Genomic DNA, 13,040 nt, shown 5'->3' with positions numbered 1-13,040 from the left:
GACTTCTTTGAACTTGGAGGGCATTCTTTACAAGCTGTCCAGCTAGTTTCACATGTATTTGATAAAATAAATGTTTCTATCAGTTTGAGAGATATTTTTGCACATAAAACGATACGCAACATTGTCACTGCATTAGGCGCTGATGTGCGCTCAGGAACAAAGAAACAGGCTTTACCGACTATTCAGAAGCAAGAAAGTCAGACTCTACGTGAATTATCTGCGCAGCAAGAGCGTCTGTACTTTTTGGAGCAATTACAAGGCGCCACTGCAAACTACAATATTTTCTTTGGTCTAAATATACAGGGTCAGTTGGATAGTGAGATTGTTGCTCAATGCTTGGAGTACATTACAACTCGACATGAAGTATTACGCTCAACGTTTATTAATACAGCGCAAGGTGCTTATCAAAAAATCAGTGAAAACAACCCAGGTTGGACGCTAGAATGCGAACAGGTGCAAGCATCGCAAATCGACAGTCATATTAAAGTCTTCGCTGGACAGGAATTTCCATTAGCGGATGAATGCTGGCTAAGAGTAAAGTTATTAACTGTATCCCCACAACGCCAAGTATTACTGTTTTTAACGCACCATATTGTGTCTGATGGGTGGTCCATTGGCATTCTTGTGAAAGAGTTTTGCCAGCAGTATCGCGCAAAACTTAGCGGACATAGCTGCAATATGGATGATCTACCAGTGCAGTACAGTGACTATGCATACTGGCAAAAGCAGATAATCGCGGACACAGTTAATGAGCAGCTAGATTACTGGCGAACAGAGTTACAAGATGCACCCCAATTACTTGAACTTGGCATAGCACAGGACAGAAATGATCAGGTTGGATATGATGCAGATGCTATCCCGATAAAAATAACTTCATCGCTTAGCGCTGAGCTAAACAAGTTGGCTCGAAGCCAAAATACAACTTTATCAACGGTATTGCTCGCTACTTTACAGCTGTTACTTTCACGTTATGCCGGCCAAACAGATATTAATGTAGGGATCCCTGTTGCTAACCGTCGCAAACCTGAAGTTGAAAAGTTAATTGGTTACTTTTTGAATACATTGGTTATTAGAGTTAAAGTTGATGAAAATAAGACGCTTAAAGATTACCTCGGCCATGTTCATGAGCGTTGTCTAAGCGCTTTTGAGCATCAAGATGTGCCCTTTGAAAAAGTACTTGAAGCCATTAATCCGCAGCGCACAACTAATCATACGCCTTTGTATCAAGTCATGTTTATTCTGCAAAATACGCCATCTGAGTCGATAGCAATTCCAGGTGTAAATGCCTCCGCGTTAGCGTATCACCATGACAAAACGACGTTGGATATGACGTTTGATTTAACCGAATCTGACGAAGGTATCTCTGGCTATCTTGTTTATCGAAAAGGGTTGTATCAGCAAAAAGACGTGGCGCAGTTACTGGAGAACTACGTGCTCCTTCTGAGTAAGCTTGCTGATAATCTGGATTCTGAAATGTGCAATATGCCGAGTCTGTCTAAAGTGCAATTCAATGATATAAGGGAATTTTCTAGCAATGGCGTCAGACTACCTGTAGAGGGGAGCTTGGCCTCCTTATTCTGTGAGCAAGTCGCGAGAACACCTCATACAGTTGCATTGCAAAGCCCAGATAAAGCGATGAGCTTTGTTGAACTGGATAGGCTTAGCAATCAATTTGCACACTACCTCAGCCATCAAGGTATCGCTGTTGGTGATCGAGTTGGCCTAAGAATGGAGCGTGGCATTGACATGATAGTGTCAATGCTAGGCGTGATTAAGCTTGGCGCAAGCTATTTACCTCTACATGATCAACTTAATGTGCAGCAGATAGAAAATATCGCTGTAAGAGCTGAGTTAAATTGTGTGGTATCAAAGGATGTTATGACGACGCTTAGTTTGGTAACGCACACATACCAGCACTTTATGGATCAGTTGCAAAGCCTCTGTGATGAGTCATTGGCTGTGAATTTTAGCAATTTACTACCTGCACATTTGTATCTGACATCTGGTACCACGGGGATGCCAAAAATCGTTATTGGTAGTCATTATTCAGTGGTTAATAATTTGGTAGAGATCTGGCATAACCACCCGATTGGTGACAATGAATGTGTGTTGGCCAAGACAAGTCCGAGCTTTATAGCCTCAGTCCAAGAGGTATTTGCACCATTACTCAAAGGTGGCAAACTATTTTTTAACTCAGAAGCTCAGGTTAAAGATATTACCGCATTACTAGAGCTGATCGAGCAGCAAAAAGTCACACGTGTGTTCTTCACACCATCAGTTTTAAGGCTGTTATTTGAATCGCAAAATGTCGACAAGCTTAGTTCATTGAAACGTATCTTTGTTGGTGGTGAAGCAATAAACGCTGAACTGGTTCAAAAAGTTAAAGCAACCATGGCGCATGTTGTAATGGTGAACGCATATGGTTCTACTGAAGTGGTGGGGGATGCAACGGCAAGTCGATTAACGGATATTGCAACACCAAAAGGGGTGATGCCAATAGGTAAACCCGTCGCAAACCTGAAAGTGTATATTTTGGATCAATATTACAACCTTTGCCCACCGGGTGTGGTTGGTGAGTTATATGTCAGTGGCCCAAGTTTGGCGACGGCATATGTTGATATGCCGGATCTAACGGCTGCAAGCTTTGTCCCTGATCCGTTTAGCTCAGAGTCTGGGCAGCGTATGTACCGACTCGGTGATCTAGGAAAATATAACAGCCAAGGCGAAGTTTTATACCTTGGACGACGGGATAACCAAATCCAATACAATGGCATTCGGATTGAATTGTCAGAGATTGAGCGACTTATTCTCCTGTGTCCACTCGTGCAAGGCGCAATTTGCCGCCATATTGTTGACGAAAACGACGATCAAGCACTCAAAGCGGTAATAAAAGTAGTTGATCCACAGCGAGATAATGCCCCTGTTCGTCAACATATATCTAGGCACATTCCTTCGTATATGGTTCCTAATCAGATAGTTTTGGTCACTGAATACCCTGTTACCAGTAACGGTAAGGTGGATACCAAGGCCCTGTTATCGTTTCAAGAACAAGTCACAGATAGTGAATTGTTTTCTGAATGTACTACGCCAACAGAACAAGCCATTGCTGGTGTGTGGCAAGATATTCTATTGCTAGAAACGGTTGGCTCGAGACAGAGCTTTTTTGAGTTAGGAGGGAACTCTCTCAGTCTTTCAAAAGTACATGTGAAGTTAGTAGAACAGCTGGGTATGGAGGTGACGATGATGGATCTATTTAGCCATCCTACTGTCGAATCTCTGGCTCACTTCATAACGAACAAAAGTCATAATGAGACAGGTGAAAAAATGGGTAGTACCCGAGGTAAACGACAAGCGATAGCACTACAACAAAGTGAAGCAATGCGGCGTCACAGGCAAAAATCTAAAACACAAAGTAAGCGTTTTGAAACGAGTTAAGGAAAGCGAAACAATGGTTGAGCAGATTAGTTTAACATCAGAGTTATATGAAAAACTTATGGTGCCAGGTGATGGTGAAATTGTAGTAAAACGAGATTATTTTCTCAAAAATGCCTTGGCAAATAACGCGCAGATTGTAGCGATATTTTGTAGCGAGACATTTTATTCACTTTATAAAAACGCCTTACCGAGTGAGCACGGTTGCCGTATAGGGGTTATTGAAGACGAACAGATTACGCCATATTTAGGCGTTGCCGCTGCACGAGCGGTATTGGCGAAGATTAAAATGCCTAAATATGTGCCGCTGGATATGCTTGGCAACAAAGTCATGTTACTAAACGGTGTAAAATATTCCGAGAGTGCAGGAAATCTTGTCCGCAGTGCAGTGGCGATGGGCATATCCTCAGTCGTGATATGTCCTAAAGCCGTTTCGCCCTATGAGCAGAGCGCATTTGATCTATCTTCAGGCCACGTCATGGGCTGTAAAGTACACCGAAGTAGTCATATTACGGATACATTGTCACAGCTCTCCGCATTAGGATATCAAATTGTGAGTACTGCTAACTCGGCACAGGCCATATCGTTGCGAGAGTTTGAGTTTCCAGAAAAATGTGTGCTTGTACTTGGTTCAGAGGATGAAGGGATAGAAAGTTGTGTGATTGATAAGAGTCATCACGTGATTAAAATTGATATGAAAAATGGTGTTGATGCGCTGACTACGCCAAGTGCTGGCGCAATTTTGCTAAATAGTTTAGTAGGTGGTTAAGTGCGTTGGCTGCTGTTTCTGATTATTGCTGTTGTGAGCCTCAACGCTAACGCTATGGGGCGGTTTGATGTATTGTCTTATACCGCTCAATTAACGCCAGATATTGAAAATCACAGCTTAACTGGGCGTGTTACTGTTGATTTTAGAATTGCGCCATCAGGGCAACTAGCGAAAGAGAGCGATCTGGAGTTTCGACTGCAAGCTCCAGATATGCAGATTAAGCGAGTTCATGGGCCCATGGTCAAAGGCTTTCATGTAACAGGCGATCAATTAATACTGGCATTGGATAGTCGACTGAATGGGCAAAGGGGCGCCACTGAAGTAACCATAGATTATGATACGTCACCAAAGAAGGGGTTAAAGTTTTTTGACGGCTACATGTATACGCTATACAACACCGCTAATTGGCTTGTCTCACATGATGATATTGGCGATAAAGCGACCTTTGATTTAACGCTAAACTTGCCTAAAGGAATGGCTCATGTGGCCAATGGGCGTAAAATCTCTTCCAAGCCCAATGGAGAACTGATGCAGCATCATTGGCGTGAAGATAGAGCCCGTCCGATCTACACATTTGGCTTTGCCGCTGGCGACTTTTTAACACATCAATTTGATGCTGAAGGTATGCACTATAGCGTGCTATATCAGGATTTATCTCAGCAGGATGTTGTAAGTATTTTTGCCGATATCAAGCAGGCGTATCGCTTTTTTTCTAAGGTCAGTAATAAGGAGTTGAGTCACAAGCGCTACACTTTTGTTGTCACCAAAGAAAATACAATGCAAGAAGCGGGAGCATTTAGCTTGGTCGGTGCGCGTTTCATGAAAGATGTGTTAGTCGAGAAGCGGGAAAACTGGTTGGCACCTCATGAATTAGCTCATGAATGGTGGGGTAATTCAATCTCGGCCAAATCATGGAACGATTTTTGGCTCAATGAAGGGCTGGTTCAGTTTATGGTTGCTGCATTCAAAGAGCACGCTTATGGTAAAGAAGAGTATGATAGAGAGATAATACTCTTTAAAGAATCGATGCTTAGACTACAAAAGCAGGGCAATATTCTTCCTGCAGTTTCACCTCGGCAGGAAATAACGTTTGAACAATTCAAATCTACCTATAGAAAGGCCGCATACTCTAAGGGGGCCTACCTTTTCCACATGCTCAGACTCGAACTGGGGGAGCAGGATTTTTGGGATGGAATTCGAATATATAGCCAAGAGAATTGGGAGTCGGTTGCGACAACAGAGGCATTGAGAAAAGCCTTTGAAAAGGCGGCTGGGCATACATTGGATGGTTTTTTTGAACGCTGGGTGCACTCAAAGCAGACGACAACGTTGGCCGTGGATGTGGCGGTTAACAGTCACAATGTGCTGACTTTAGACGTGACTCACGATGGCTACCCACACCATTACTTGCCTTTATGGGTTGAGATTGACGTTGATGGCAAGGCACAACTGCTTAAGTTTCAAGTGACTAAAAACACACAACAATTTGTTAAGGCGCTTAAAATGCAGCCAGCAAGTATTGTTGTTGACCCACAACAATATTTTCCAATCACAGTGAGTGTCACCGGGATCGATGAATACTTGGTTGAAAACGTGGAAAAGAGCAAGGAAACCTTGCCACAATATTGGAGTATGAAGCGTTTAATTCACTCAAAGTATTGTGCTCAAGAGCCCGCACTTATTCAGCATTACTTAAAGCATTTTGACACACACAGTAGGGCGAGAATATTGCGCACTGCGACCGATTGGTGGCAGTCAAAGTGTCCAACTAACCTATAAATGTGACGAGGTATGTATGGCCAACCTTTTGGCCATACATCGACTGTTATACCTGTTCAGCTATTTTCAAAGGCACTGATTTAACATTCGGAAAGTGGCGCTTTAAAATGGCTTGTGTAAGTTGTGACTGAGACAGTCCATGAGCATCGCGCAGTTGTTCATCATCTCCTGATTTCCCACAAAATGAAATTGGCCAACCAAAACCGCTGATACGTGCTTTGAGGTTTAACAATTGTACTAATGAAGCCAGCCCGCCCAATTGACAGTGATCTTCAATCACGATCAGTTGCTCACTGTCTACCAACTCATGTCGTAACTTTTCAATGTTGTTTACGTGTAAGCAGTGGAGCAAGCCGATATCACACCCTTGTAGATGCAGCTGCTCAATAACCTGCTTACTCCATTGACTCGCAATACCACAGCTGACGATATTAATCTTCCGTTTTGGATAGACCCACCGAAGTTCACTGGAGTTGCCGCCTAGCGCATGTTGTTCACCAATTGGTGCGCGAGAAGCTCTGATATAGGCCGGTTCGCTGTTGCTCATTATTTGCGACAACATATAGGTGACGTCATCGTAATCAGCAGGAGCCCAAACCTGCATATCAGGTAGCGTGAGCATGACAGCCATATCATTAACCGCGGTATGTGTTTTACCATTGCGTCCAGCCAGTCCACCTGCATGTGAACCAACTAATGTAACAGGCATTTTTGTCTGACAGATGCTGACTCTGATCTGATCGTAGGCGCGGTAACATAAAAAAGCAGCGAAAGAGAAAGCGAATGGGCGTTTCCCTGTGGAGGCCATTCCAGCAGCCATGGAGATCATGTTTTGTTCTGAAATACCAGACATCAAAAAGCGCTCTGGAAAAGCATCCGCGAAATAAAATGCGCCATCTGAGTCTGCCAAATCACCATCAAGCACAGAAATATCTGGGTATTTATCTGCGATATTGGTTAATTGCAAGCCAACTTCTTCTGCGAGTTTTTTCATGATCTGTACTCCTGCATAATTCTTGTGTGTTCCTCCTGGTCCACTTGGTTACAGTGAAACTTTTTGGGGGCTTTTTCAATCAGTGGAACACCCTTTCCTTTTATTGTGTTGGCGATTAAGACAACCGGCTTGTCTTGTACTTCTCCCATCGCTTGAAATGCTTGGATAAGTTCATCAAAGTTATGTCCGTCACATTCAATGACGTGCCAGCCAAAAGCTTGCCACTTATCACGAAAGTTACTGACAGGAGGTGGAATTTGGTCATCAACCTCAGCCCAGCCCCACTCTTGAAAATGGTTATTATCTACCACCGCTTTTAAGTTAGATGTTTTCATATTTCCTGCAAGCATAGCCGCTTCCCACACTTGTCCTTCTTGGCACTCACCATCACCTAGAATAGTCCAGATTTTGACTTGCTTTGGCAACGAATATGCCATACCTAGAGCGACAGAAAGCCCTTGACCCAGTGAGCCCGTGGAGAAATCGATACCTGCCAAGGCAGTCATATCCGGGTGACCTTCAAGCGGTGAATCAAAATCAGCATACTGATCTAAAGGCACTTGATGGAAATTAAGCTTTTTCAGTACAGCATAAAGTGCTAATGCAGCGTGCCCTTTAGAAAGTATGAGCCTATCTCTATTAGGGTGGGTTGCAAATGCAGGGTTACACTTGATTTGAGTCCTGTACAAGGTTAGCAGTAAATCTATAACGCTAAGACAGCCTCCATAATGACCCCCGCCTGTTTGGTAAAGTACTTCTAATATTTCTTTACGCAACTCATGCGCTTCATCATGTAACGACTGAGTTGGATTGGTTTGGATTGAGAGATTCATCATATTTACTTTTTCAGCCATTTATCGTACCAAGCACATAATGTTGCGAGTGCCCAAAGTTGATCCAGAGGTTTAAATGCGTCACTTGGTGGATTGTGTGTTTCGAGTAGTGTTTGTACCTTGTCTTTTAGTGTACCTAATGCGCTGCGTTCAATTAGTGGCTCAGCATCAAGTAATGCACTATCTTCTATTGCTGACCAGATCCGGTTGAATATTTCAGGGTCTTTCAGCCAAATTTGCAAGGGGACAACATATGCTTTGCGAGGACGAATGGTTACGTCATCGGGCAAGAACTGCCGTGCAATACGTCGCATAACAATTTTATTATCTAAACCAATTTCTTCGCGTTGTTCAAAGCGTTCAGCTGCACCTAGACCAATTACCTGTTTAATAAGGTGTTGGTCTAAAAATGGATACCATGTGGTCAGCCCATTGCGCTCATTGATAGGTTCATATACCGAGTGCAGTAAGTCAGGTATGCGGTGCTGACATTCATGGGCAATCATAAGCTCGAATAAATTGGCTGATGATTTCATCTGTAAACATGCTTGGTAGAAGCTAGCATGGTGCCCCGTTACCTGCCACTGCTTGAATGGTTCAGATAAATACTCGGTTAATGCGCTTTGGTCAAAGAATCGAGGTACACCGCAAAAGAGGTTATCGTCACATAGTTCAGGCTGCCATAGCAGTTGTTCAAACTTGCCGACATTGAGTAATGAAGATTCGAATAGCTGCACTTTGGAGTAGTATTTTATGTACTTTAGGTAGCCGCCAAAAATTTCGTCAGCTCCCATGCCTGAGAGAATATTTGAATACCCATCATTGGCTATTCTATTTAACAACTTGTTGTGTGGGATAACTGAAGCAGCACTACATGGTTCCGCACTAGAAAACGCGCTGTCTAAGCTTTGATGCACATCGGTGAGGTCGAATGTCACACTGTGGTGTTCTATGCCCAAAGACTCAGCAAATTGTTTGGCCAGCTTGGTCTCATTGAGCTGCTCTAACTCCGGGAAGCCTTGATACTCAACCGTATAGGCGCATAGGGTTGTGTCGCTGTTATGATGTTTGACATAATTTGCGATAAAGGATGAATCTATCCCCGATGAAAGAAGTATTGCAGCTTTATCGGTGTGGCTTGATTTATCGATAGCCTGTGTTAACGAGTTTGTAATCTCTGCTGCGACTCTATCTGTTGCTGTGGCGCTGCAGTCATAATTGATAGGGGTGAAATACCTAGATTCACACGGCGCATTACCGACCTGAATGCAAATTGAGTGTCCCGCTCGAACTTTTGTTATGTCCTTTGCTAGAGTGCGTCCAGGTAATGGCACGCCAAAGTTGAGGTAATTAAATGCAGATTCGAGATCGAACTCATACTCAAAACCTTCTGCTGATAACAGGGCTTCTAAACTCGAGCTGATGTACCAGACATGTTGACTCTGTGCGATGTAGAGAGACTTTTGGCCTAAAGGGTCGCGCACGAGTGTGAGGGTGCTTGATTGCTCTTGCCAATGCATAAATGCGAACTGTCCAGATGAATCGCGTAAGCTGTTAATGTGTGAGGGTGCGAGTATCGAAAGGAGCTGTTGTTGAGCATCTGGCTGATGCAAGTCTATAGGCGTTGTACTGTTTGAGTTTACAAATAATTGGCCTAACCCGCTGACTCTCTCTTGATTTTCAGACTCTTGGCTGGGATCAAAGATTGCCACACCGGCATCGGGATGTAACCACCATTGAGCGTCTGTATCAGGGAAGCTACTTGGCAGTAGGGCTGCGAAGTTTTCCAAAAAGTGTGGCTTGATATAACGATGCTTAGCAACAATAGCGAAAAGATCATGGTTTTTCTTGTTCATTACACACCTATCAAGCTGAATATTAGTTTCAGTTTTTCATCACATTGACTGGGGTGCAGCGGTTCAGCCAGTATCGGATTGAGTTTATCTAATTGGGCTAAGCATGAATCGGTAAAATAAATGGTGCCATCGTGATCTATGTTTGCGATACCGTCAAATTCAGCTGCTTTGCGTTGAAATTTAAGTATCTCTTGTTCGTCGTTATACTGCGTTGGTAAATTGAGCTGGATATCGCGGCCTTTTATTGTAACGGGCCAACCACCTTCTAGCCCGCAAGGGCCTGGAACAGAAGTATAGAGGGTGTCATCACCGAGCATCGCGCGAATAACTTGTACAGCATGGGCTGATGTTAGCGCGTTAAGATCTTGATCTAAGTTGATTTTAGGTCTAGTTTCAAAACCTTTCGATATGTCTAAGCTTTTGCCGTCTGAATAGATGATTGGCAGCGGCATTTGCTCTGGGACAAAGCCTGTAGCGACAACCCTAACATGGGCGTGATGTGCAAAAGTTTGCGGTAACGCTCGGTTATCATCAATCAACTCTTGTGCAGCGAGCGCGTTAATCATGCCAGCATTGCCAATACCCAAACTGACAGGTAATCCAAAATTGTTTAATACAGGGTTGACTACATCTGGGAAGGAGCAATTGATAACCGGTACGTCCATTTTCAATTCAGATAAGAGCGTCATTAAATTAATGGGAATAGTCAGTTGAGCTGGCAACTGAGCGGCAAAACCAGCCTCGAGTAATAGTTTTGAGCGAGCACAACGTTCTTGATTTTTGTATAAGTACCACGGAGATAAAAGTGAAGCACTTTGTATGATCAGATCTGGTCGTTGAGCAGACAACAGTGACTTCAGTTGGCTTGGGACTAAGGCGTTAACATGATGAAATTCGACAGAGCGATTACCACATGCGGATAAAAGACGACAAAATGATTCGCCTTTTTGTTTAGATGTACTTGCAATGATTAGCTTTTTATATGCCAGTGAAGGATCACACGCTAAGTGGTAAGCAATACGCTTTCCTAAATCACCCAGGCCGAGAATGAGTAAGGTATTGTGTTTATTCACAGTATCTCGCTTTATTGTTTGTGTTAGCTGTTGCGAAGTTGTCGTGTTGAGAAACTTGGTATTTTGAGTGGGCATAAAAGGCGGGCTTTACAAGCCTACCTTTTTCAAACATAGCTTGATTAATATGCTAAGAAAGAGTGATCTTTTGTAGAAGATGCTAGGAAAGAGGCGTCTTTAGTAGATCGGCTAACTGTGAAGTTAGCTAGAACGTCTTTAGAGATATCAGCTTTACCGCCAGCAACGTGTTGTAGTTCTTCGTTAGTTAGTTCCAATTTTAGCTTTTGTACGTTTTTCATCTTAAATTCCTTTATTTAGTGTAATTTTATATGTACTTAGCGAAGCAAGTACACACAAAGATAATATTTTATATTTTAGAGAGTTACAATGGTAATGTTGATATACTTTAATTTTTATGTAATTGAAATGTCGGTTTTTCTTAGGCGATTCGATTTTCTTTAAGATATTGTATTCAATTATGCTTTTTAATTAATTTGGTTATACATCATTATTTTAATTAACATTTTATTATCTTTTATTGTAAAGCAAACACCAAAATATACCGCTCAAGGTGATGCGCGTTCCAACCCGCCCAATGTGCTTTATGCAGGTTTAATTGTTATCCCAGTCACTGCTTTGGGTCCATTACATAGGGATTACCTAGGGAAAAGCCAACAGCCGTGCATCAGTAAATAATACAAAGAGCGGAGCCGCTTTTTAATCACTTTAGTTTCAACGCTAATACCTTACAATGATTCACTAACTCGTTACGATTGTTGCTTTTTTGTGAATTAAAAATGATCTTGGATTGGGTTCTCTAGGTAAGTGTTATAGGGTCAATGGATAGAGGTTGGTTGTTTATTGGTCATATAAATTTTTTTATATTGCTTGATTGTACCCAAGGCACTTGCCGTTCTTTCTAATTTCTATAAAATTCAACAGGTAACTTTCATATTAATTAATTTGTTTTTTGACTTAACGGTGGTTTTGTATCGAAAACAAGGTTAATATTTCGGTATTCTTAATAATTAAGTCTTTCCAAAAAGAGATGGAAATGTTTATAAAGTGATTCACTTTGGAATAGGGACGTTACATTTTAAACATGAGGAAAGGTTAAAACGTTTGAAAGAGTCATTGTAACTTGCAGTAAAGTGTTAACGACATTTTTGTTTATTTGATATTTCCATAGGTGCTTCGTGCAAAAAGCTTTGCACGCAGACACATCTTTATAATGCAGAAATTGATAGCTTAAACCCTCTTTGTTGTTAAACATAATTAGCTACTGCTCATGTTGCGGCTTTAGTGTGTTTTACATGACCTTGAAAACACCTGTTAGTTGGCTAGGGAATACAAAATAAAATGGTTTTTGACAAGACATCGGAAATAATTAAAAACGAAGAGTTTCTCAACTTGGATAATTTTCTATCTGATAGATACGTCGTTTTAAAACTAGAGAATATGAATTTATCAGGGTCTGTTAAACATAAACCGGCCCTTGAAATGATCAAAGAGATCGAACAAAAGAACTTGATTAAAAAAGGCCAAACAGTTGTTGAATCTTCTTCGGGAAATATGGGGGTTGCGCTGGCAATGATTTGTGCTGAGCGTGGTTATCAATTCACTTGTGTGACAGACCCGAACATATCGCCAAGCAATGTTAATTTGATGCGAGCATTTGGTGCTGAAGTTATTTCCGTGACCACAAAGATAGATGGTGGCTATGTTAAAGAACGCTTGCGTAAAATTGATGAAATTCTCACTCAAAACCCAGATGCTGTTTGGGTAGACCAATATTCAAACTCGGCAAATTGGCGCTCTCATTACAAGTATACCGCAGCAGCGATCCATAAAAATATTTCTGATATCGACTTTTTATTCGTCGGTGTAGGCAGTAGCGGCACTATGATGGGGTGTCAGAAGTACTTCGAAGAACACTTACCACACGTAAAAGTCATTGCTGTTGAGCCTGAGGGGTCCAGCCTATTCGGTAAAGAAATAAAGAACCGCAACATACCCGGCATTGGCGGTAATGTGTTGCCTAAAATATTTTGCCCTGAAGTTGCTGACGATGTTGTGGTAGTTAAAGAAAAAGAAACCGTTGAGATGTGTCATCGCATGGCAAAAAGGTTTGGATTTTTAGCTGGTGGCTCGACAGGTACATTACTGTCGGGTATAGAGCAATATCAACATAATATACCTGCCGGAAGTACTGTGGTGGCGATAGCCGCAGATTCAGGAAGTAATTACTTGAACACCATTTATGACCAAGAGTGGGTCGCTAAACATATTGAATAAATAGATTTATGT

At 42.1% G+C, this 13,040-nt stretch carries 9 protein-coding genes; 4 read left to right on the top strand and 5 right to left on the bottom strand.

The annotated features are described in order from the left end of the window. The 3 genes from J8L98_RS11125 to J8L98_RS11115 all read left to right on the top strand — a co-directional run. Positions 1–3,435 (top strand): non-ribosomal peptide synthetase (locus J8L98_RS11125; RefSeq protein ID WP_210996473.1); only part of this gene is annotated, 3,435 nt, incomplete at its 5' end. A 13-nt stretch (positions 3,436–3,448) separates the two neighbouring features. Then, positions 3,449–4,201 carry a TrmH family RNA methyltransferase gene (locus J8L98_RS11120; RefSeq protein ID WP_210996472.1) on the top strand — a complete coding sequence of 251 codons (753 nt, stop codon included), beginning with the start codon at positions 3,449–3,451 and terminating at the stop codon, positions 4,199–4,201. Continuing rightward, positions 4,202–5,980, top strand: coding sequence for a M1 family aminopeptidase (locus J8L98_RS11115; protein ID WP_210996471.1), 1,779 nt, complete (start codon positions 4,202–4,204; stop codon positions 5,978–5,980). Positions 5,981–6,026: 46 nt separating this feature from the next. Here J8L98_RS11115 and J8L98_RS11110 read toward each other — a convergent pair whose 3' ends face one another. The 5 genes from J8L98_RS11110 to J8L98_RS11090 all read right to left on the bottom strand — a co-directional run bounded on the left by J8L98_RS11110 (position 6,027) and on the right by J8L98_RS11090 (position 11,032). Next, entirely contained in the window at positions 6,027–6,974 is a 948-nt protein-coding gene (locus J8L98_RS11110; RefSeq protein ID WP_210996470.1) for a hypothetical protein, read from the bottom strand. Then, complete coding sequence (locus tag J8L98_RS11105; protein WP_210996469.1) at positions 6,971–7,828, bottom strand: transketolase; 858 nt, start codon at positions 7,826–7,828, stop codon at positions 6,971–6,973. Before J8L98_RS11105 ends, J8L98_RS11110 begins: the two co-directional genes overlap by 4 nt. Then, positions 7,813–9,663 carry an asparagine synthetase B family protein gene (locus J8L98_RS11100; protein ID WP_210996468.1) on the bottom strand — a complete coding sequence of 617 codons (1,851 nt, stop codon included), beginning with the start codon at positions 9,661–9,663 and terminating at the stop codon, positions 7,813–7,815. Before J8L98_RS11100 ends, J8L98_RS11105 begins: the two co-directional genes overlap by 16 nt. After that, positions 9,663–10,736, bottom strand: a complete 1,074-nt coding sequence (locus J8L98_RS11095) for a hypothetical protein (RefSeq protein WP_210996467.1) — start codon at positions 10,734–10,736, stop codon at positions 9,663–9,665. Before J8L98_RS11095 ends, J8L98_RS11100 begins: the two co-directional genes overlap by 1 nt. A 119-nt stretch (positions 10,737–10,855) precedes the next feature. Then, positions 10,856–11,032 (bottom strand): bacteriocin, encoded by a 177-nt coding sequence (locus tag J8L98_RS11090; RefSeq protein WP_210996466.1) that lies wholly within the window; start codon positions 11,030–11,032, stop codon positions 10,856–10,858. Between the two features lie 1,060 nt (positions 11,033–12,092). Here J8L98_RS11090 and sbnA point away from each other — a divergent pair. After that, the gene (sbnA, locus tag J8L98_RS11085) at positions 12,093–13,028 is read left to right on the top strand and encodes a 2,3-diaminopropionate biosynthesis protein SbnA (protein ID WP_210996465.1); all 936 of its coding nucleotides are present in this window, start codon (positions 12,093–12,095) and stop codon (positions 13,026–13,028) included. The last annotated feature ends 12 nt before the right edge of the window (positions 13,029–13,040 follow it).

It is taken from the genome of Pseudoalteromonas sp. MMG013, from assembly GCF_018100885.1.
Classification (GTDB): Bacteria; Pseudomonadota; Gammaproteobacteria; order Enterobacterales; family Alteromonadaceae; genus Pseudoalteromonas; species Pseudoalteromonas aurantia.
This window is presented reverse-complemented; position numbering and strand designations above follow the sequence as displayed.